Here is a 20,056-nt window from a genome sequence, read left to right on the forward strand (position 1 = left end):
CGCGGTGCTGTGCCAAAGCGCCGTTAGCCGTGAGGTGCAGAAGTATGGTGTGTCATTCATGAGCAGCGATATTCTCCGTCGGATCAAACGTGCGGTGCTGTCTGGCAACTATGCCTTCAGCGAAAAAGCGCTCCTCGAAATGGAGGCCGATGGCCTGACGGAGTTGGACATCGCCGAATCCATTCTGAATGCCGTCGCCATCTACAAGACGCTCCGCTCGCAAAGCCCCTGGCGGCAGCAACGCGTCGAGTACTTGCACATCATTCAAAGCACTAATCTCGATGGTTTGATGATCTACAGCAAAGGCAAGTTGGTTGAGGAAGCGGGTATCGAGCGGTACTATTTTCTGATCTCCTCCAAGAAAGCCTTGTGAAGCCCATGAAACTGAACATTACGCGCTGCCCAACGTGTGGCAGCGACCAAATCAAACAAGTTTGCCGTGATTGGACAGGCGCATACCGCGGCCAGACCTATGTCGTGCCCGCGCTGACCTTCTACGAGTGTCCCGTGTGTGGCGAACGCGTCTTTGACCGTGAGGCGTTGGGTCAGATTCAAGCTGCCTCGCCAGCCTTCGCCAAACGGCCGTCGAAGGCGCGTACGCCGAAAACGGCGCGTACGCACGCGTCAGCCCACGGCATGCCCGCGGGCTGACGCTTTCGTCATACCTCGGGTGGAGCCTCACGACAGGGCTACGGTTATGCCGCGGGTGGTCACAGCACGGTTCGCCGTCATGGGCGGCGTTCGCGTTGGGGTGGGGCTGGTCACCAGGGCGGGGCCTAACACCACGTCCACCTGACGCCTGCGGCGGGGGGATCGTGGGTCGCGGAAGTAATCTGGCCGCAGGCGCAGGTGACGCTGTACGTTAGCCCGCCCCTTGCACAACTATCATACACTCATACTTTGACTCCTAATGAATGAATATGTATTGATTGGCGCTTCCGTTTTATTGCTCATAAGCGTTCTTGTTAGCAAAATCTCTGACCGCTTCGGCGTTCCTGCCCTCTTGCTTTTCCTCATTTTGGGAATGCTGGCAGGGTCTGACGGTCCTGGCGGCGTCTATTTCGATGATCCCGCGATAGCGCAATTTATCGGCGTAAACGCATTGGTGCTGATTCTGTTTTCTGGCGGACTCAGCACCGAATGGAAACTCGTTCGTTCAGTTATCAAAGAAGGTCTGCTCCTCTCCACTTTCGGGGTTTTCGTTACTGCGTTAGCGGTTGGTCTTTTTACCAGTAGCCTTCTCGGTCTCTCGCTCATCGAAGGCCTCCTGCTTGGTTCTATAGTCTCATCCACAGATGCGGCGGCGGTGTTCTCGGTCTTGCGCTCCAAGGGTATCAACCTCAAGGGCACGCTTAAGCCATTGCTCGAACTGGAGTCAGGCAGCAATGACCCTATGGCGATATTCCTGACAGTCGGTCTTATCCAGTTGATAACACGGCCAGATTTGCCGCTATTAAGCCTCGTTGGGTTATTCATTCAGCAAATGCTGGTTGGAGCAGCCCTGGGATATGGCGCGGGAAGGGCAATTTTGTTTCTAGTCAATGGCCTGAAGTTAGGTTATGAAGGCCTCTACCCCGTCCTGACTCTATCGTTAGTGTTTCTTGCCTTTGGATTGACCAATGTGGTTGGCGGCAATGGTTTCTTGGCTGTATATCTGGCTGGCATTGTTCTGGGGAATCATGATTTCATCCACAAGAGAAGCCTTCTGCGTTTTCACGACGGTTTGGCCTGGATAATGCAAATTGCTATGTTTTTGACCTTGGGCTTGCTTGTTTTCCCTTCACGGTTGGTTCCGATCATAGGCGTTGGCTTGCTTATCGCCGGTTGGTTGATGTTTGTGGCCCGCCCCATCAGTATTTTCATGGGGCTAATGCCAAGCGCACTGAACTGGCGAGAAAAAACCTTCATATCTTGGGTAGGCTTGCGTGGTGCAGCTCCCATCATATTGGCAACTTTTCCTTTGCTTGCCGGGCTTCAACAAGCCAACTTGATTTTCAATGTGGTATTTTTCGTCGTGCTGACTTCTGTGTTATTGCAGGGAACATCAATACCCCTTATTGCCAGATGGCTGAAAGTTGATGCGCCAGCAATACCCAAGCGAGTGTACCCTATCGAATTTACACCTATGGATGGGTTGAAAAGCGAGCTCAAGGAATTGCCCATACCGCTTGATTCGAGCATCGTTGGAAAAGCCATCGTCGAATTGGGACTTCCCAACGACTTCCTGGTCGTCCTCATCGCCAGGGATAATGACTTTTTGTTACCCAGCGGGGGGACCGTTCTACAAGGCGGCGATACGTTGCTGGTGCTGTCTGATGAGAAGTCATTGGACAAAGTCAGGATAGAGCATCACTTGGCTTTGGTGTAAGCTCAGTGGTCAGTCAGCCGGCCTCGCCATCATGGGCAGCGGACCTTGTTGGACGGGCATGGCTGGGACGCGGGCCTAAACACGTCCACCTGACGCCTACGCCGGGGGATCGTGGGTCGTGCAAGTCGTCTGGCCGCAGGCGCAGGTGAGGTTTTTTCGGGTGCTTCGCGTAAAAAGAAATAGGAGTCTGGGTTCACGATGCCTGTTCAACAATCTGAATCTGTACCAAAAACGGTCGAGCCATTCTTCCAAGCCATCATCAAATTGACTGATACCGTTTGCGTTCAGCATTTGAATGAAGACTATGCATCCCTCGCAAGACGTTTAGCCGCCGCATTGGCGCGCAAGCGCCCTTCTCCCATCGTACGCGGTAGTCCTGAAATATGGGCTTGTGGCATCCTTTATGCGATTGGCAGCGTCAATTTCCTTTTTGATAAATCAGAATCTCCTCACATGCGAGCCGATGAGTTATGCGCCGCTTTCAGCGTAAACCAGAGCAGCGGTGCGAACAAGGCCAAGCTAATCCGCGACATGTTCAAAATGTATCAGATGGATCCAAACTGGTGTTTGCCCAGCAGGATAGATGAGAATCCACTTGTTTGGATGCTACAAGTAAATGGCCTGATGGTTGATGTGCGCCATATGCCCCGCGAAGTCCAAGAAATCGCCTATCAAAAAGGGTTGATTCCTTACATTCCAGCAGATCGAAGTGGGAACAAGTAATTCGAGCCATCCTTAACGCAAAAAGCGCCCGCGTATTGGCTCCCTTCGAACAGCGGAGCCGCCGTTCGGCGCGCACGCGCGTTTGCCAGAAATGGTACGAAAATGATAGGGGTCTCGCCAATCCCGCCGCTGCCGCTGCCGCCAGCCGTTGGGCAACGCACGACACCGGTTTGACATCGTGTAAAATTCTGGCTACAATATAGCCAGAATTTTATGAATTCATTCGTTCTGCGATGTGCTCTATCATCACGAACACGGTGTGGTCGAAGTGCTTGGTGTGCGCGAGCAGAATGAGGCAGGAAGTGGCTTGCCGAGTATGAGAGAAGGTCCGCATGATTCAGGTTCCTTTGAACCAAGTGAAAGATGACTTCTCGCGCTATTTGCGGATGGCCGAGAAGGAAGACATTATCATTACCCGTCACGGCATTCCAGCCGGTATCTTGATCGGATTTGAGGATCCAGAAGCATGGTGGGAGGAGCTGCTGTTGCGTGACCCGCGCTTTCGGGAACGTGTGCTCCAGGCGCGCAGCAGCCTGCGCGACGGGCAAGGGCTCAGCATCGAGAAGCTGCGAGAGAAACACAACATGACGTCGCAGACAGTCAAGGCAGAGGAATGAGCGACTAACACCGGTTTCCAGCTGACGACTGCGCCGATGGATATGGCGCGATGATGGGTTGGGCACGCGCAGCCGCAGCTTACACCGGCTGTCAGGCCGCGCCATGCGGCATTTGTAGCTTAACCAGCGCGATCAGGCTTGACTCACCGCTGAATGCGGTGCGTGGTGATCCGAGGCAAACAAGCAACGAGAACTGCAAATCAACGCACAGAAGGAGAAATCTATGAACACTCAGTCAAACCCTATCATGACGTTCCATAGTCGAAGGCCTATATTGGCCGCGTTGGTCACTACCGCGCTCTACTTGTTGATGTCCGTACTTTTCCGATTTGCGTCAAGGTCATTACTGCCTGGCTACGATCCAGATTTCGTTGGACTTGTTGCTCTGGCAATCGTGGTGGCAATACACCTGACTATTCTTGGTTGGTGGAGAGAAGCTGGATTCAATGGAACCTCAGAGTGGCGCAATTCGCGCTTGATGTGGTTTCCGTTCGTGGTTGTGTTGGTCTTACCCTTTCTGAGAGGCATCCAGTCCAGTGATTGGAGTACATTTGCCTACCTTGCGGTCGCCTACGCCCTCACGGGATTCATGGAAGAAGGCTTAATGCGCGGCGTCGTCATGCGCACGCTCAAGCCAACAGGTGTAAATCGCAGTATTGTCATTTCAGCACTCTTGTTTGGACTGTTTCACATCGGCAACTTAGTCAGTCGCAATCCAGCGATCGTATTCGCGCAGATGCTCGGCGCCTTTGTGCACGGCATTGGACTTGGAGCCTTTCGCCATAAGACCAACACCATCTGGTTTCCAGTTATTCTCCACGCCTTGCATGACCTGGCATTGAAATACTCCAATTTTCCCACCATCCCTTTGGACGTTGTCATGGTCACTCTGCTCATGCTCTATGGCATCTATCTGTTGAGAGGGCAGGGTCATGAATGAGAAGAACAAACACGCTGAACACGCCGCCGCAATCCAGACCGATCACCTCGGCCTGGAAAGGCTGGTCTTTTTCAGTGATGCGGTGTTTGCCATCGTGATCACCCTGCTCGCGATAGAGATTCGCCTGCCATCTGTTGAAGGCTCGTTGTCAGATACTGAGTTGGCTCGGGCTTTGTTGGATATCGGGCCGAAATACCTCGGCTATGTGATTAGCTTTCTCGTTGTTGGCTCTTTCTGGATGAGCCATCATCGTAAGTTTCGCTATATTCAGCATTATGACAGCCGCTTGATCGCGATGAATTTGCTCCTGCTCATGGCAATTGGTTTCATTCCATTCCCCACGTCTGTTCTCAGTGAGTACGGAAACCGCACAGCCACCGTTTTCTATGCGGTTATTATTGTTGTGATGGGCATTCTCTCTGCTGCGCTCTGGTGGTATGCATCACATCGCAATCGCCTCATTGATCCACAAATCGCGTCGCGCCTACGGCGCAGGGAGTTCTTCGGCCCGCTGCTGTTTGCCGCCATATTCGCAGTCTCGATTGGGTTGGCTTTTATCAACGCTGATTTGGCAAAATTCTCGTGGACATTGGCGATAGTTCCCTGGTTGTTTATGCGCTAAACGGTGGACAAGCAGCGATTGATGGGTAGTCACACGTGAAAAGCCGTCTTCCGCCGGTTTTGTGTTGGCGCCGCAGACGATGCCTGGTTTGCCGGGGTAATGGCTGCAGCGCAGCGGCCATCGGCTGCGGGGCAGGGTGACACAGACCATGGATCAGTTGAAGCAGCGCTATCTTGCGCTGTTGCCAGACCTGCCGCGATGGGTGGAAACGCGTGCTCTCCTATCCAGCGCGCGGGCGATGGTGGCTGAGAATGCGACGCGGAGCGGCTTCGTTATCTGGAATGCAGACGACGACTTGGGTTCAGTCGTCGGCGAACCGAACCCCGAAGGCGTTGTCCGAGCAGCCGAGTGCGTGTCGCAGATCCTGGCGTTCCCGGAGAACATGGAGCAGGTGCGCGCCATTCTTGGCGGTTTTCAGGCAGAGCCCGCTGCGGTCTTCTCGGCGCCAGCACAATTGCCGCCGCTGCCGTTGCATCCATGCCGCCAGATGGGTCGCCACGAGATGGCGCGGCTGCAGCACTTGCCAACTGAGCTATGGGATGAGCTGTCAGACGTGGCGCGGAGCGGGCGACCAATCGTTGCGGCGTTCGACGGCGCGCTGCCAGTCGCTTTTGCCTATGTCGCATCGGAGACGGAAGCCCTCTGGGATGTATCCATTGACACCATCGCCAGCCATCGTCGTAGAGGCTATGCTGCCGCCGCCGTCGTGTCTCTCATGCACTTGATGAAGCAGAGTGGAAAGACCGCCGTATGGGGCGCCCTGGTAAGCAACGCGGCATCGAACAACCTGGCTCGGCGCCTGGGCTTTGTCGAGGTGGACACGCTTTGGGTTCTCGCTCGCAGCACCACCTGAAAACCGGTTGCAGCGAACGGGCTTTGCCCCCGCCGCTGATGTGCACCGTGAGGAGAAAAAATGAGAGACGTAGTCTACATCGCCTCGATCTTGGTTGATGGGTATCTCGGAGCTGACGATGGCGACAACGCCTGGGTTGTGCCCGATCAGGAGTTGCACCGCCACTTTAACGACCTCGAAGCGTCGTTCGACACGCATCTGTACGGTCGGCGCATGTATGAGTTGATGTCGCAGTACTGGCCGGCCGCTGACGAGCAGCCTGACGCACCTGACTACGTGGCGGAATACGCTCGCATCTGGCGCGCAATGCCCAAGGTCGTCTTCTCCAAGTCGCTCGATCAGGTGCACTGGAACTCGCGCTTGTTCGCTGGCGACGCGATCGAAGAGGTAGACAGGCTCAAGCGAGAGCCGGGCAAGCCCATGAGCGTCGGCGGAGCCGTGCTGGCAACGTCACTCGCGCAAGGCGGCCTCATTGACGAGTTCCGTTTCTACGTGATGCCAGCCATCATCGCATCTGGGACGCCAATCTTCGCCGCGCTTGATAAGCACATCAACCTCGCTACACGCGAGGTCCGGCAGTTCACTTCGGGCGCGGTTCTGCTTCGATACCGAGCGCGACCCGTGGCCGTCACCTAACGAGCGCATCGAGCCGACGTCGGTCGTAAGCTTGACTCGTTCCAGCGGGTTTGAGTGCAGCTCATACGCAGTACAGTAAACGATTTGCACCGGCAGTCGCCAAAGCGCGATTCAAGTTGGATTCGTTGCTGGAATTCTGATATACTGGATTCATGATTATCGAATTCGAAGGCACCATCATCTATTGGCGCGGGCCAGCTCCTTTCCTTTTCTGCACGATCCCGGAAGCGCCAAGCCGCGCCTTGAAAACAATTTCATCCATGGTGACCTATGGTTGGGGAGTCATTCCAGTTCGAGCGCAGATTGGCAAAACTGAGTGGAAGACTTCTCTCTTTCCGAAAGATGGCCGCTACCTTGTGCCTATTCGAATGAGCGTCCAAAAATCAGAGCATCTTGACGTGGGTGATCATGTTGCTATTCGGATCGAAGTCTGTTAAGATCAGTGAACTGCCTAACAGCGGCGCCTCCTGACCGTCTTTGGCGTGGAACAGCAGCGATCATGTGGCAAAACATGTGATTCTGTTAGCCTTGCCCTGTTCGAATCGGCAGGCGGGTGACGCCGAGGGCGCTAGACGTATCAATTTAGGCAGCCCTAACAGAAGAAAATGGAGCATCGAATGGAGATTGTACATGGCAACCATCCGTGAAGGCAACCAGACGGTTTTCCTGGTCGTAGATGTCCAGGTCGGAATCATGCGCAGCGCCTGGGATTCTCCCCGAATCATCAAGAATGTGGCCGCCGCCGTCGAAACTGCAAGGCGCCAGGGAATCCCAGTCATATGGGTGCAGCACGCCGATGATGAACTGATCCATGGCAGCCCCGATTGGCAATTGGCGCCAGAATTGTCACCCGCAGAAGGTGAGATTCGAATCTATAAGCAGTTCAATTCGTCATTCGAGCAAACTCCATTGGAGGAAACCCTGGCGCGGCTCGGCGCTACTCACATCGTACTGGCTGGCGCTGCCACAAACTGGTGTATTCGGGCGACGGCCTATGGCGCTCTCGATCGAGGCTACGATCTCACGCTCATCCAAGACGCTCATACCACGGAGACGATGGAGTTCGCGGACGGCGCCACAATCGAAGCGGCGGACATTGTCCGTGAGCTGAATATCGCAATGAAGTGGCTGAGCTACCCAGGCCGCGCCAACGGTACGGCATCTTCTGGGGAGATTGATTTCGCAGCCTAATTCCGCTCCCGCGGACCCAAATCGCTCCGATCTGTTACGCAAAGACAGGAATTCAAAAATGCAGACGCGCAGACTTGGCAACAGCAACTTGGAAGTTTCGGCCCTGGGGCTAGGCTGTATGGGCATGAGCTTCTCCTACGGCCTGCCCAGGGACAAGCAGGAGATGATCTCTCTGCTGCGGGCAGCCGTCGAACGCGGCGTTACCTTCTTCGATACGGCCGAGGTCTATGGCCCGTTCATCAACGAAGAACTCGTGGGCGAAGCTCTGGCGCCTTTTCGTGGGCGCGTGGTGATTGCCACCAAATTCGGCTTCAAATTGGATCCCAACGGCGGACCGCGCTGGGTTGGCCTGAACAGCCGGCCACAACACATCAAGGAGGTCGCCGAAGGCTCGCTGAGGCGGCTCAGGGTCGAAGCGATTGATTTGTTCTATCAACACCGCGTTGACCCGGACGTGCCCATCGAGGATGTCGCAGGAGCCGTGAAGGACTTGATTCAGGAAGGCAAGGTTAAGCATTTTGGCCTTTCTGAAGCCGGCGTGCAAACCATCCGTCGCGCACACGCTGTTCAGCCGATCACGGCACTCCAGAACGAATACTCGCTGTGGACGCGAACCCCTGAGGCGGAAGTGCTGCCAACCCTCGAGGAACTTGGAATCGGCCTGGTCGCCTACAGTCCGCTGGGAAAGGGATTTCTGACGGGAAAGATTGACGAAAGCACGACGTTCGACCATACCGACTTCCGCAACACGCTCCCGCGCTTTGCACCAGAGGCTCGCAAAGCGAATCAAGCCGTGGTTGCGTTACTTGCCAGGATTGGAGAACAGAAGGGCGCCACGCCTGCCCAAATTGCGCTCGCCTGGCTGCTTGCCCAGAAGCCGTGGATCGTTCCCATCCCCGGCACCACGAAGCTGCATCGGTTGGATGAAAACATCGGGGCGGTTGCCGTTGAACTGACCGCGGATGACCTTCGCGACATCGAAAGCGCCGCCGCCGAAATCACGGTGCAAGGGGATCGGTACCCCGAACACCTGCAGCGCATGACCGGGCTCTAAGCAGCGCAAGAGTGAGGAAACAAGCGCCGGCCAAGTGGCGGCGACGCGGACGAGCGATGAGTGTATGTTGAAACTCGTCAACATCGTTCGCAAAGGAGAAGGGGAAATGAACGCTCCGAACATGACGGTGAGTGCAGTTGATCCAGATGTGAAATGGCTGTACCGAGTGGGCGGCATCTCTGCCATCGCCTTTGGCATCGCGTATGTCGTCATCATTGCGCTCTATGTTCGTATGGGAGCTCGGCCGAGCGGCGCCGAGGCCTGGCTCACCTATATCGCTGGGAACACGACGGCGTGGCGGGCTATTCTTGGCCTCTCCGTCCTAACAGATTTTCTCCTCGTACCAATTGCGTTATCGCTGTACGTCACGTTGAAAGGGATCAACAAACACGCGATGCTGTTAGCCGCCGCATTTATTGGATTGTTCGTTGTCCTGGACCTGGCGCTTACCTGGACAAACTATGCCTCGCTGATCGCGCTCAGCGGCAGCTACGCGGCTGCTGCGAATGACGTACAGAGAACAGCCATCGTCGCGGCTGCAAATTACCCGTCCCTGGTGGTGGTCTCCAACCTCTTATTTGTCTACAACTCACTCACCCTCGCCGTCGGCATTCTCATGACCGGCATTGTCATGTTGAAGGGGATTTTCAGCCATAGTACCGCCTATTTGGGTTTGGCTACAGGCGCCCTGGGCATTGTTTCGGTCGCAAGCTCCCCTTTGGCCGGTTCTGTGAGCAGCGTATCCATTATCCTCGCTTCTGCTCTCACGACCGTGTGGTTTTTGTTTGTAGGCTACAGACTCTTCAGGCTCGGTCAGCCGTGATTCGTATGGCGCCGGGACAGAGATTCCACCTAGATGAAGCACGCTGGGAACCATGGTTACAGCAACAGCCGTGACGATTGTGAACGTGGGTTATCGCTCAACCAACTACTGGGTGGTAAGCGCTGGCGCTGCGCGTTTGCTCGTTGATATTGGCTGGCCTGGAACCCTCGGAACGATGAAGGCGAATCTCAAGCGAATGGGCGTGCCTATGGGCGAGATCCGCTACGCACTTGCCACCCACTATCACATTGACCATGCCGGCCTGGCCGAGGAATTGAAGCGGGAAGGCATTCCCCTCCTTGTACTCGATGTCCAGGTTGATGCTATTCCACGCATGAAGACTTGGACAAAGCCGTGGGATCACTACATTGACATAACGGAAGAAGGTAATGTCGTCATCACCTTCGAACAGAGCCGCGTGCTCCTCAGCCAGATGGGAATTGCAGGGGAAATCCTTCATACCCCCGGCCATTCCGATCACTGCGTCTCGCTCCTGCTTGATGACGGCTCCGTCTTTACCGGGGATCTGCCGCTGGAAGTCTTTGCCTACGACAACCCCGTCGCTTTGGCAACCTGGAGACTCTTGCGCGAAAAGGGCGCGGCTCGGGCATATCCCGCCCACGGTCCTATTGTCGAGCTTATGCCATGAATCCTCCCAGCCGGTCAGCTACCGCCGCCCAAGCGCCTGGTTCGCCGGATCGTCGAATTCAGGGTCGAACTGCAGACCAGTGAAGGCCGTGACATGGGGCGCGACCATAGGTTAGAGATGTTTGGAGGCCGATCGAAATGACAACGGATTTTTGCTGGCTGGCACACTATGAGCCAGGCGTCGCACACAGCGTCGCAGTTCCGAATATCACCGTTCACCAGTTACTGTTGAACGCCACGGCGAAGTTTCCTAACCATACCGCGGTGCGGATGGTGCTGCGCTACTTGCCCCTGGGGTGGAAAGTGCAGGCCAGGCTAAGCTATGCTGAGCTGAATCGGCTGAGCGATCGCTTTGCTGCGGCCCTGGTGCAGCTGGGCATCCGCAAGGGCAGCCGTGTCTCCCTGATGCTGCCCAACATCCCGCAGATGGTGATCGCCTATTTTGGCGTGCTCAAGGCCGGCGCGATCGTCGTCAACACCAATCCCACGTATCCGGCGCATGAGCTGGCGCCTCTGCTGCGCCGCGCGGGGGCCGAAACCATCGTGACGCTCAGCGGCCTTTACGATCGTGTGCTCGAAATTCAACCCACCACCGCCATCAAGACTATCATCCTCACCGACATCTCTGAAATGATTGACCTGCCCTTCCGCAGCGTCGTGGCCAAGCAGATGCGCGCAAGCGGCATGATGAAAGCCGTGACCCCTCGGCCGGGCGCCTATTTCATGCACGACCTCCTTGCCGCGGCGCCGGCCGCCGCGCCCAGTGTACCGATTGACCCGGCCGCCGACACCGCCGTTTTCCAATTCACCGGCGGCACCTCGGGCCTGCCCAAGGCCGCCGAGCTGACTCACCGCAACCTGGTGGCAAACATCACCCAGATCAACGCGTGGGTGCCTTCGCTGAAGCCGGGAGGCGAGAAATTACTCCTCGCCTTGCCGGCCTTCCATGTCTACGGCATGACCGTGGGCATGCTGACGTGCCTGAACCTGGGAGGCGAGCTGGTGCTGGCGCCCGATCCGCGCAATACCCTTCATCTCCTGCAGACCATCGCGCGGGAGAAGATCACGGTTTACCCTGGTGTGCCAGCTATGTATATTGCCATCATCAATCATCCCAAAGTGGCCGAATTCAATCTGCACAGCATCCGCGTTTGTCTGAGCGGCGGCGCTTCGCTGCCCGCCGAAGTGGCGCAGAAGTTCGAGGCTGTGACAGGAGGCAAATTGGTCGAAGGCTACGGCATGTCCGAATCATCGCCGCTCACCGCGGGCAATCCTGTCTTTGGTCAAACCAAAACCGGCTCGGTTGGCATGCCGTTTCCTAGCACTGAACTGGCTATCGTTGCCCTGGAGCCGGATGCGCAGGGCAAGACCCCATTCTTGGATGTCGAGCAAGCCGGCGAGCTGGTCGTACGCGGGCCCCAGGTCATGAAGGGATACTACAACAACCCAGAGGAAACCAGGATTGCGATTGACGCGGATGGCTGGCTCCACACGGGCGACATTGCCAGGATGGACGCCGATGGCTACTTCTTTATCGTGGACCGCAAGAAGGACCTGATCATCGCCAGCGGCTACAATATCGTGCCCCGCGAGGTGGAAGAAACCTTGTTCATGCACCCCGCGGTGTTGGAAGCCGCCGTGGTGGGCGTCCCAGATGCCAAACGGGGCGAGACCGTCAAGGCCTTCGTCGTGCTCAAGGAAGGTCAGAGCGCCACGGCGGCTGAGATACGCGACTTCTGCCGGGAGCGCCTGGCGCCGTATAAGGTGCCCTCGCTGATCGAGTTTCGCACGGAGCTGCCCAAGAGCCAGGTCGGCAAAACGCTGCGCCGCGTCTTGGTGGAAGAGGAAAAGCGCAAGGCGGCGGTTCCGCATGAAGACGGTCGAGCTGTATAGCAATGAAGTTGCGCCGAGGGTCGGACGCCTGCTGCAGACTCATTGATGGGTGAAGGAATTCGTGGCGCATCGTAGGAGTGAATATCATGTTCAATTTCAGCTTATCCAATTATGCGCCATCCATGGCGTTGGTCATGACCCTGATAGCTTCTTTTGCAGCACTCGGTCCTGTTCCTGCCCAGCCGACCCCGGCTCTGATTGAAGACTGGCGCGCGTCCGATTTCAATTACGCTTCAAGCATGATGGACACCGATCAGAGCGATCACGTGGTTGTTTTGGGCGACACCGCAACCTCCAGGAACCTGATCATCAAGAAATTCGATGCCGCTGGAGCCCTGTTGTGGCAGACCCCCTATGACGCCGTAGAGGCGCTCAGCGGCGTGTGGATCGCCGTTGATGGCAATGGCAACGCGGTTGTCCAGGCGAATACGATCCGCATCTCGACCGGTCAACCGACGGGGTGGCTGACCCTCAAATATGACGCTGATGGAACCCTGCTGTGGGCCAATAGTCGGCCTGGCGTCGTTAGCGGTTCTGTCCGTGTGGAGGTGGATGCCAACGACAACATCTATGTCGCCGGGTTCGCTCTCAATGACTCGGTGTTGATCAAGTACTCCCCCACCGGAGCAACCTTGTGGACCGCGGTCTTCGACAACAACGGCGCGATTGACGCGCCTTCTTCCATGGCCATCTCACCCGATGGCAGCCGGATCGCAGTGGCTGGCGTCAGCGGTAATCTCTTCATGGCGCTGATGTATGACGCCAATGGGAACCGCTTGTGGGCGAATACCAACAGCGCTGTTTACGCGGCCGGCGACGCGGCCTTCGGTCCTGGGAACATCAGCTACTTCGCCGCCGGCGCCTACTTCCCGCAAGACCCAAATCCCTATCAGATGGCGATTGTGAAGTTTGACGCCGCGGGAAACCAGTTATGGATCAAAAGCTACAGCGTTGGCGATCGGACGATGCGCGTGGCCCTGGATGCTCAGGGAAATATCGTGGCAACCGGCGTTGACTCGATCGGCTATATGGATTGGATGACGATCAAAACGGACGCGAACGGCAACCTGCTCTGGTCGCAACGCTATGACGGCGGCCGAAACAACGACGAGACCCCCAGTATGCTGGCGGTTGACGCTTCCGGCGCCGTGTACGTGACCGGCAAAGGTGGCCCTAACCCAGGTTCTGGCAACCTCTCCTATGTGAAGGGCGTCGCCGTCAAGTACAACCCGGATGGGACGCCCCAATGGGCCGTCTGGGATGATTATGCGGGCGGCAAGGCGATCCGTCTTGGGGCGGCGAACACGCTGGCAACCCTCGGTTGGAACTATCTCGTGACCACGCATTACACGCAGACCAGCCTGCCAGACCTGCTGCCCAATCCCCCCACGAATCTCAGCGGCTTTGCATCCAACACAGGCTCAGGCTATGAGGTCCGATTGAATTTCAGCGACAATGCCAATAATGAATTCTGGGTGGAGGCTGAACGCTGCGCGGGTTCGGGCTGTACGGACTTCACCACGGTCGCTCAATCGCGTGGCGAGAATGTAACAGCTCTAACCGATACGACCGTTGCCCAGGGCGTTGCCTACACCTACCGCGTGCGGGCGCGAGGCTTCATGGGACTTTCAGGCCCTTCGAATACCGCCACGATCATCATCCCCGGCGTCATTTGTCCTGACTTCAATCACGATGGCGTCGTTGATGCCGCTGATTTGAGCGCGATCGCCAGCCTGTGGGGTCAGCCCGCCCCCGCGGGCTATGATCTTGACGGCGATGGCTCCGTCACGATTGCCGACATCCAAATGGCGGCGGCGCGTTGGGGCGCGAGCTGCCCATGAATGTTGATAATCCGCAGCGCAACCAGAATCTCCCTTTACACCACGCCGAGGTAACGCTTGTGTGTAGAAATATCAAGACTCTCTTTAACTTTGAACCGCCGGTGACGGACGACGAGATTCGTGCGGCTTCCCTCCAATTCGTGAGGAAAGTGAGCGGCTTCAACAAGCCATCGAAAGCCAACGAAGCGGCATTCCTGGCCGCGGTTGACGAGATTGCAGCCGTTTCCAGGAAGCTGCTCATGTCGTTGGAGACGAACGCGCCGCCGAAGAACCGGGCAGAGGACGCGGCCAGGGCGCGTGCGCGCGCGGCGCAGAGATTCGCCGGGTAAGCGACACTCGTGATGCGTGCGCGGCCAAAAGCCATGACTGGCTTGCGTGTCTCTATTTTGGGTGACTGGGGCATGATGTTTCCAGAGAGGAATGAAAAGCGATGACAACGACACCGACAGGTCACGTAATTTTGGAACGGATGACCCCTGCGGAGTTCGAAGCCTATTTGCAGCCAGCAATTGCCGAGTATGCCGCGGACAGAATCGCAGCCGGCAATTGGTCCGAGGCGGAGGCTATGTCGCACGCGCAACAGCAGTTCGCTGATCTGCTGCCGCAGGGCGTCGCCACGCCCAACCAGCATCTGTTCACGATTCGGGATGCGGCCAGCGCGCAAGCCGTCGGCGTGATTTGGCTGGCCTTGATGCCGCACTTTGGGCAGCCAAGCGCGTTCATCTATGACCTGCGCATCTTCGACGCCTTCCAGCGCCGGGGCTACGGCATGCAGGCGATGCTGGCCGTGGAGCGCGAGGCGCAAGCGCTGGGCATGGATCGCATCGGGTTGCACGTATTTGGACATAACTCCGCTGCGCAAGCACTCTACCTCAAGCTAGGATACACGATCACCAACGTCAACATGGCCAAGTATTTGGCGCCTTGAGGAGTGAACGCCCACAACTACGTCCTTCATCCAGCGATCATCGTGCCGCTCCCTTCGCGCTCAGCGGCATCACCACGGACCTCTGGCTCAAGTTCCTCTGGATGACGCCCTTAGCGGTCGTGATTTGTTACCTGGTCGCCTATCTCCTGCGGAAAGCGCCCGCAGTGCAAAGCATTCTGTAACGAGACCATACCGACGCCGTCAACGCAGCGCGATGACGCGATGACGGGGTCTTGTCAGGCCCCGTGCCATGAGGTATACTATCTGCGAGGTGGGTATTGGCTTTGGTTTGGAGAGAAGCATGATGACGATTACGGCGAAGGCTACGCAGCAGAGTGGGGCGCGCTATACGATTATCGAGACGGACTTGGGGCCACTCATCAGCGAAAGTCGTGTCAGTGTGTTTGATGTGATGGATGCCTACGATGCCGGTGATTCTGTCTACGAAATTGGTCTGACATTCAACCTCTCGCCCTTGCAGGTTGAAACAGCACTCGACTACATTGCGGAGCATCGAGCCGCGTTAGAGCCGCAGTTGGTGGAGGTCAAGCGACGGTTGGCTGACCGAGAAGCGTTCTATCGTCGCCAAGCGGCAGAGATCGCACTGCGTATTGCTGCACTGCCCATGACACCCCAGCGCGAAGCCCTGCACGCGCTGCGAGAACGTATTGAGGCTACGTACCAGGCTGATACCCATGCAGATCGTCCTTAGCGATCATAATTGCGAAGGCCAGGCGCGAGCAATCTTCCGAACTCTGGACACTCGTGGCTATCTCAAACTGATTCCCATGGAATTGCGCTTGTTTGTTGATGCTGGCCTATCCGTCAGCGCCGCAGATGCCACAGTGTGGCAGTACTGTCAGGACTGCGGCTTTCTTTTGCTTACCGGAAACCGCAACACCAGCGATGGTGAACAGTCGCTTGAAAGCACGATACGGCGCTTGACCACGTCGAACAGTCTTCCAGTCGTGACCATCAGCAATCTACGTCGCGTTCTCGCAGATTCGGCATATTGCGAGGATTGTGCTCTCAGACTAGCTGAAGTTGTGCTAGACCTCGAAAATTATCGAGGGGTGCATCGCTTGTATCTCCCCGGCTGAATCGGCACACAGTGACTGTCGAGCGCCAGGGCTTGTCAGCGCTGCTGCCGGTGCAGCCCGCCGATTCCCGCCTCGCGTGCGCGCACGATGGCCTGGGCACGGTCGGTCACCTGCAGCTTGCTGAAGATGTTGCTGATGTGGTTGCGTAGGGTCTTGGGGCTGAGCACCAGGCGGCGGGCGATCTCTTCATTATTATAGCCTTGGGCGATCAGACCCAGCACCTCTCTTTCCCTGTCGGTCAGTTCAGGGAAAATTTCCGGCGCCGTGGGTCGTGCGGCGAAGAAGCTCATCAGCCGGTGGGCGATGACCGGACCGAATAATGCCTCGCCGCGCGCCACGGCACGGATCGTGCGCAGCATCTCTTCTTGATCAGCGCCCTTGAGCACGTAACCGCGCGCGCCGGCGCGCATCGCGGCAAAGACCGAATCATCGTCTTCGAACATGGTCACCACGACGACCCCGATGTGCGGGCTGGTTGCGACGATGCGCCGCGTGGCCTCGATGCCGTTGAGGCCCGGCATGCGGATGTCCATCAGCACCACGTCGGGCTGCAAAACCATGGCCTGGGCCATAGCTTCCTGGCCCGTGGCCGCCTCGCCCACCACCTCGGTGTCGGCCACCGACGCCAGCAGCGAGCGCAAACCGTCGCGGAACAGGGTGTGGTCATCAGCAATCAGGATACGGATCGGTTCCACTGCGAAGCACCTCAAAGCATCAGAATTCCTTACATTCTGTCAATTCGTTGCCGTGAATGGCAGCCGCGCGCTGACGCGCGTGCCACCCTCAGCCCGGCGCGCGATGCGGCACGCACCGCCCAATTCCTCCGCTCGCTCGCGCATAGAGGCGATGCCAACGCCTGCCTGGTAGTTATCGGGCAGCCCCATGCCATCGTCGTCCACGGCCAGGTGCAGCGCGTGGTCCAGGCAAAGCCAGATCGTGCAGCGCTGCGCGTGCGCATGACGCACCACGTTGGTCAAGGCCTCCGTCGCGATGCGGTACGCGGCGACTTCAACGGCCGCGGGCAGGGCAGGCAGATCGTCCGGTGCGCGCACCTGCACCGCCAGGCTGTCAGACGCGACGCGGGCCGCGTGCTCGTGCAGCGCGCCAACCAGGCCCAGTTGATCCAATGCCGGCGGCCGCAGGTCATAGACCAACCGGCGCACATCGGCGATGGCGGCCTGGGTTTGCGCCTTCAGGTCGGTGAGCAGCCCGGCCGCGACCTGAGGATCACGCGCCAGCAGGTTACCGGCCGCGTCCAATTTGAGCGTCAGGCTGGCCAGGCGCGGACCTAACCCATCGTGCAGGTCACGGCGCAGGCGGCGGCGCTCTTCTTCACGCGCGATGACGAGGCGTTGGCGTGACTGGCGCAGTTCGGCCGTCAGGTGCAGCGCGTGCGCCGCGGCCCCCGCTTGATGCGCGATCGTCTCTAGCAACCGTTGTTCGTGCCGATTGAACGGCTCATGGGCTGCGCGGCGTCCCACGGTCAACGTGCCGACGACCGCTCCCTGATAGGTCAGCGGCCATATTTCGACAGCCTGACTAATGACCCCGTAGGCCGCCACCGGCGCCACGTCATCGCTCAGACTGACAGCCACGTAGGGCAATTTGAGCGTCGTCGCTACCGTGCGTACCAGCGTGGGTAGCAGGGCATCTGGTTCGGCCGCGACTTCCAACTGGGTCCCCACCGTCGCCAACACCTGCACGGGATCGTTCTGCTCGCCGTAGAGCAGGCGGTTGATCGCGCGCTGTAGCCAGGCGTGCAGCGGATTGACCGCCAATGCCACCAGACCGGTCGAAATTACGGCCAACCAGGCGTTGTCGCCGCGCAACAGCAGCCCCAGCCCGCCGACCAGGAGCACATAGGCCAGCACGACCAGCGCAGTCAGCGTGCCGTAGACCAGCGTGCGGTTGATCCACACGTCCACAGCCCACAGCCCATAGCGCAGCATAGAAAAACCAATCGTGAGCGGAATCAGCCAGCCAACCAGTAACCTGATCAGCAGTTCAATCAGGGCCTCCCATGCGGACTGCGGCCGAAGGTTGCTCAGAAAAGAGATAAGCAGGGTGGCGACATACAGCCCTAATCCAAAGACCACCCATTTCATCTGCTGGCGCTGCACCGGGTCGCTGCACGTGCGGTAGCGATAGACCTGGCTGGCGCCGGCTACGACGAGCGAACCCACAAGGGGGATCGAGAAGATTAGCCACAGGCTGTCGCTCACAACTGAGGAGGGACTTTGTGGGCTGAATGTGGTGACGAGAAACAGCCCAATAACACTCAGGCCGAGCAGAGCGCTCCCGCGCGTCCAGCGCGGAAAGAACTGGCCGTTTGGGAACAGGTAGATGAACAAGATTACGCTGCCCAGGGTGGCGGCCGCCTGCAGCCAGGTCAGGATTGGCCCGAACGGCACCCAAGTGGGCAAGCGCCACAACTCCATGTTGCTGCTGATATACCAGGGCGCTGACAGCATGAGAAAGGCAGACGCAAACAGACCCATGCGGTCAGCCGATTTACGCCACAGGACAAGCAAACCCATGCCCAGTGCAGTGACGGCCGAGAGCGATTCGAGCAGGGCGACAAACCGCACAAAATCGCCATACGCCATGAAGATACTGACGGCCGGGCGGGTGCGGCTGACTACCCATTCGCCGTAGGTCGCCCAGAAGTTTTCTGGCCAGACTTGACTCAGGGTCAGCAACACCAACACCGCCACGACCAGCCAGGCCAGGCGGCCCAGCCAAAGCGGCCAGCCCGTGAGCTTGATTTCTCCTGCGTTTGTGATGGATGCTGTCATGCCCGGAATCATACCTGTTTGTGGACTGCCGGTCAATTGCCTGGTTCGGCGCTGACGTGTCGCCTGAGGAGGACGCCAATGACCGCGCTGCCTGCCACCGAGGCCAGGATATTGCCCACCAACATGACGGTGAGCATGGTGGCCGTTGCTTCGGCGTTGGGGCCGCCAACGTGCCGTCCCAGGAGGTGTTGAATCACATCGGCCGCCAGGAAGACGCTGCCGGCTGTGGCGCCGCCGTTAAGCGCCAGCCTGGCTGCCAGCCGGCCATCGCCGCGGGCGATGCCCAGCGCGGCACCCAGCAAGGCGGTCAAGACCGAGGCAGCTAGTGTGAAAAGGATGGCAAAGGCCACATGTACCGGCATCAGCGCCTGGCCCGGGCCTTCGACGAAGTACTTTTCCCCCTCGGTCAGAAGAAAGACGATCAGAACCAGGGGCGGGCCATATGCGAGGGCGCCGGCCCAAGCCAGGCGCGTGCGCTCGCTGATCCCGCTGATGCGTGCGAGTGTGCGCGCCCACAGCGCGCCGCCCAGCGCGCAGAAGGCGGCCAGTAGCACCATCATGACAATCGGGCCGGAATTTTCCAGGCGTCGCGCCAGGTGGCTGGGGAGGCTCGCCGTCAGAAGCATCCCAAAGACAAAGGTCGCGATCACCGCCCCCTGCAAAATCAGCCCGGCCAGCCCGCTGCGCCAGGCGATACGCTGACCCGCCCCAGCCGTCGGTCCCAGCGACCGCTCGTCGGCGGCTGCGGCGCTTGATGTTGTGTTCATCATATTTCCTACTTTCAATACCTCCCAGGGAAGACGTGCTCACGAATGACCGAACGAGGTCAAATCCTCGTCCAACATCAGCGGCGCCAGCATCATACACCCGGACGCGTCCCGTTGTCATGGGACTACGGTCACGCCTGGGCCGGGAAGTTGTCCCGAGTCGTCATTGTTGGCGCCGCCAGCCGAAAACATGAGGCCCACCGGAAGCCGTCACACGGTGCCTGGTGGGTCTCGTCGCACGCTCGAAAACTTTCTCA

Annotated in this window: 22 protein-coding genes; 19 read left to right on the forward strand and 3 right to left on the reverse strand. The window is 58.1% G+C overall.

Annotated elements, in window-relative coordinates; genetic code table 11:
- Positions 1-58 precede the first annotated feature (58 nt).
- From ACPQ6D_RS04295 to ACPQ6D_RS04385, 19 genes are all read left to right on the forward strand, one after another.
- Positions 59-373, forward strand: a complete 315-nt coding sequence (locus ACPQ6D_RS04295; protein ID WP_423223059.1) for a hypothetical protein — start codon at positions 59-61, stop codon at positions 371-373.
- 5 nt (positions 374-378) lie between these two features.
- Entirely contained in the window at positions 379-651 is a 273-nt protein-coding gene (locus ACPQ6D_RS04300) for a type II toxin-antitoxin system MqsA family antitoxin (protein WP_423223060.1), read from the forward strand.
- A 259-nt stretch (positions 652-910) separates the two neighbouring features.
- Positions 911-2,368 carry a potassium/proton antiporter gene (locus ACPQ6D_RS04305; protein WP_423223061.1) on the forward strand — a complete coding sequence of 486 codons (1,458 nt, stop codon included), beginning with the start codon at positions 911-913 and terminating at the stop codon, positions 2,366-2,368.
- 198 nt (positions 2,369-2,566) lie between these two features.
- On the forward strand, positions 2,567-3,091 hold the full coding sequence (locus tag ACPQ6D_RS04310; protein ID WP_423223062.1) for a DUF6398 domain-containing protein: 525 nt from the start codon (positions 2,567-2,569) through the stop codon (positions 3,089-3,091).
- 332 nt (positions 3,092-3,423) lie between these two features.
- Complete coding sequence (locus tag ACPQ6D_RS04315) at positions 3,424-3,708, forward strand: type II toxin-antitoxin system Phd/YefM family antitoxin (RefSeq protein ID WP_423223063.1); 285 nt, start codon at positions 3,424-3,426, stop codon at positions 3,706-3,708.
- Between the two features lie 223 nt (positions 3,709-3,931).
- Complete coding sequence (locus ACPQ6D_RS04320) at positions 3,932-4,648, forward strand: CPBP family intramembrane glutamic endopeptidase (RefSeq protein ID WP_423223064.1); 717 nt, start codon at positions 3,932-3,934, stop codon at positions 4,646-4,648.
- A complete protein-coding gene (locus ACPQ6D_RS04325; RefSeq protein WP_423223065.1) occupies positions 4,641-5,270 on the forward strand; it encodes a TMEM175 family protein in 630 nt (209 codons plus the stop codon). Before ACPQ6D_RS04320 ends, ACPQ6D_RS04325 begins: the two co-directional genes overlap by 8 nt.
- Positions 5,271-5,418: 148 nt before the next feature.
- Positions 5,419-6,123, forward strand: a complete 705-nt coding sequence (locus ACPQ6D_RS04330; RefSeq protein WP_423223066.1) for a GNAT family N-acetyltransferase — start codon at positions 5,419-5,421, stop codon at positions 6,121-6,123.
- Between the two features lie 60 nt (positions 6,124-6,183).
- Entirely contained in the window at positions 6,184-6,759 is a 576-nt protein-coding gene (locus ACPQ6D_RS04335; protein WP_423223067.1) for a dihydrofolate reductase family protein, read from the forward strand.
- A 152-nt stretch (positions 6,760-6,911) separates the two neighbouring features.
- Positions 6,912-7,196: a DUF1905 domain-containing protein gene (locus ACPQ6D_RS04340; protein WP_423223068.1), complete on the forward strand. Its 285-nt coding sequence runs from the start codon at positions 6,912-6,914 to the stop codon at positions 7,194-7,196.
- Between the two features lie 193 nt (positions 7,197-7,389).
- Positions 7,390-7,950: an isochorismatase family protein gene (locus tag ACPQ6D_RS04345; protein WP_423223069.1), complete on the forward strand. Its 561-nt coding sequence runs from the start codon at positions 7,390-7,392 to the stop codon at positions 7,948-7,950.
- A 58-nt stretch (positions 7,951-8,008) separates the two neighbouring features.
- The gene (locus tag ACPQ6D_RS04350; RefSeq protein ID WP_423223070.1) at positions 8,009-9,004 is read left to right on the forward strand and encodes an aldo/keto reductase; all 996 of its coding nucleotides are present in this window, start codon (positions 8,009-8,011) and stop codon (positions 9,002-9,004) included.
- A 64-nt stretch (positions 9,005-9,068) separates the two neighbouring features.
- Complete coding sequence (locus ACPQ6D_RS04355; protein WP_423223071.1) at positions 9,069-9,827, forward strand: hypothetical protein; 759 nt, start codon at positions 9,069-9,071, stop codon at positions 9,825-9,827.
- A gap of 52 nt (positions 9,828-9,879) precedes the next feature.
- The gene (locus ACPQ6D_RS04360) at positions 9,880-10,476 is read left to right on the forward strand and encodes an MBL fold metallo-hydrolase (protein WP_423223072.1); all 597 of its coding nucleotides are present in this window, start codon (positions 9,880-9,882) and stop codon (positions 10,474-10,476) included.
- Between the two features lie 137 nt (positions 10,477-10,613).
- Positions 10,614-12,368: a long-chain-fatty-acid--CoA ligase gene (locus tag ACPQ6D_RS04365; RefSeq protein ID WP_423223073.1), complete on the forward strand. Its 1,755-nt coding sequence runs from the start codon at positions 10,614-10,616 to the stop codon at positions 12,366-12,368.
- Positions 12,369-12,454: 86 nt separating this feature from the next.
- Positions 12,455-14,209, forward strand: a complete 1,755-nt coding sequence (locus tag ACPQ6D_RS04370) for a dockerin type I domain-containing protein (RefSeq protein WP_423223074.1) — start codon at positions 12,455-12,457, stop codon at positions 14,207-14,209.
- Between the two features lie 59 nt (positions 14,210-14,268).
- Entirely contained in the window at positions 14,269-14,538 is a 270-nt protein-coding gene (locus tag ACPQ6D_RS04375) for a DUF2277 domain-containing protein (RefSeq protein WP_423223159.1), read from the forward strand.
- Between the two features lie 101 nt (positions 14,539-14,639).
- A complete protein-coding gene (locus tag ACPQ6D_RS04380) occupies positions 14,640-15,137 on the forward strand; it encodes a GNAT family N-acetyltransferase (protein WP_423223075.1) in 498 nt (165 codons plus the stop codon).
- A gap of 301 nt (positions 15,138-15,438) precedes the next feature.
- On the forward strand, positions 15,439-15,849 hold the full coding sequence (locus tag ACPQ6D_RS04385; RefSeq protein WP_423223076.1) for a DUF433 domain-containing protein: 411 nt from the start codon (positions 15,439-15,441) through the stop codon (positions 15,847-15,849).
- A gap of 423 nt (positions 15,850-16,272) precedes the next feature.
- On the opposite strand, the gene ACPQ6D_RS04390 is transcribed toward ACPQ6D_RS04385, so the two are convergent.
- The 3 genes from ACPQ6D_RS04390 to ACPQ6D_RS04400 are packed head-to-tail and all read right to left on the reverse strand — an operon-like array spanning position 16,273 to position 19,799.
- On the reverse strand, positions 16,273-16,932 hold the full coding sequence (locus tag ACPQ6D_RS04390) for a response regulator transcription factor (protein WP_423223077.1): 660 nt from the start codon (positions 16,930-16,932) through the stop codon (positions 16,273-16,275).
- A 39-nt stretch (positions 16,933-16,971) separates the two neighbouring features.
- Positions 16,972-19,032 carry a sensor histidine kinase gene (locus tag ACPQ6D_RS04395; protein WP_423223078.1) on the reverse strand — a complete coding sequence of 687 codons (2,061 nt, stop codon included), beginning with the start codon at positions 19,030-19,032 and terminating at the stop codon, positions 16,972-16,974.
- Between the two features lie 32 nt (positions 19,033-19,064).
- Positions 19,065-19,799, reverse strand: a complete 735-nt coding sequence (locus ACPQ6D_RS04400) for a hypothetical protein (RefSeq protein ID WP_423223079.1) — start codon at positions 19,797-19,799, stop codon at positions 19,065-19,067.
- Positions 19,800-20,056: the final 257 nt, after the last annotated feature.

It is taken from the genome of Candidatus Amarolinea aalborgensis, assembly GCF_900491745.1.
GTDB classification, from domain to species: Bacteria; Chloroflexota; Anaerolineae; order SSC4; family Amarolineaceae; genus Amarolinea; species Amarolinea aalborgensis.

Coding starts and splice junctions, on each gene's coding strand:
- ACPQ6D_RS04345 (WP_423223069.1), top strand. CDS start 7,390: ATGGCAACCATCCGTGAAGGCAACCAGACGGTTTTCCTGGTCGTAGAT.
- ACPQ6D_RS04325 (WP_423223065.1), top strand. CDS start 4,641: ATGAATGAGAAGAACAAACACGCTGAACACGCCGCCGCAATCCAGACC.
- ACPQ6D_RS04300 (WP_423223060.1), top strand. CDS start 379: ATGAAACTGAACATTACGCGCTGCCCAACGTGTGGCAGCGACCAAATC.
- ACPQ6D_RS04395 (WP_423223078.1), bottom strand. CDS start 19,032: ATGACAGCATCCATCACAAACGCAGGAGAAATCAAGCTCACGGGCTGG.
- ACPQ6D_RS04360 (WP_423223072.1), top strand. CDS start 9,880: ATGGTTACAGCAACAGCCGTGACGATTGTGAACGTGGGTTATCGCTCA.
- ACPQ6D_RS04340 (WP_423223068.1), top strand. CDS start 6,912: ATGATTATCGAATTCGAAGGCACCATCATCTATTGGCGCGGGCCAGCT.
- ACPQ6D_RS04350 (WP_423223070.1), top strand. CDS start 8,009: ATGCAGACGCGCAGACTTGGCAACAGCAACTTGGAAGTTTCGGCCCTG.
- ACPQ6D_RS04315 (WP_423223063.1), top strand. CDS start 3,424: ATGATTCAGGTTCCTTTGAACCAAGTGAAAGATGACTTCTCGCGCTAT.
- ACPQ6D_RS04330 (WP_423223066.1), top strand. CDS start 5,419: ATGGATCAGTTGAAGCAGCGCTATCTTGCGCTGTTGCCAGACCTGCCG.
- ACPQ6D_RS04400 (WP_423223079.1), bottom strand. CDS start 19,799: ATGAACACAACATCAAGCGCCGCAGCCGCCGACGAGCGGTCGCTGGGA.
- ACPQ6D_RS04380 (WP_423223075.1), top strand. CDS start 14,640: ATGACAACGACACCGACAGGTCACGTAATTTTGGAACGGATGACCCCT.
- ACPQ6D_RS04320 (WP_423223064.1), top strand. CDS start 3,932: ATGAACACTCAGTCAAACCCTATCATGACGTTCCATAGTCGAAGGCCT.
- ACPQ6D_RS04295 (WP_423223059.1), top strand. CDS start 59: ATGAGCAGCGATATTCTCCGTCGGATCAAACGTGCGGTGCTGTCTGGC.
- ACPQ6D_RS04305 (WP_423223061.1), top strand. CDS start 911: ATGAATGAATATGTATTGATTGGCGCTTCCGTTTTATTGCTCATAAGC.
- ACPQ6D_RS04385 (WP_423223076.1), top strand. CDS start 15,439: ATGATGACGATTACGGCGAAGGCTACGCAGCAGAGTGGGGCGCGCTAT.
- ACPQ6D_RS04365 (WP_423223073.1), top strand. CDS start 10,614: ATGACAACGGATTTTTGCTGGCTGGCACACTATGAGCCAGGCGTCGCA.
- ACPQ6D_RS04355 (WP_423223071.1), top strand. CDS start 9,069: ATGTTGAAACTCGTCAACATCGTTCGCAAAGGAGAAGGGGAAATGAAC.
- ACPQ6D_RS04370 (WP_423223074.1), top strand. CDS start 12,455: ATGTTCAATTTCAGCTTATCCAATTATGCGCCATCCATGGCGTTGGTC.
- ACPQ6D_RS04335 (WP_423223067.1), top strand. CDS start 6,184: ATGAGAGACGTAGTCTACATCGCCTCGATCTTGGTTGATGGGTATCTC.
- ACPQ6D_RS04310 (WP_423223062.1), top strand. CDS start 2,567: ATGCCTGTTCAACAATCTGAATCTGTACCAAAAACGGTCGAGCCATTC.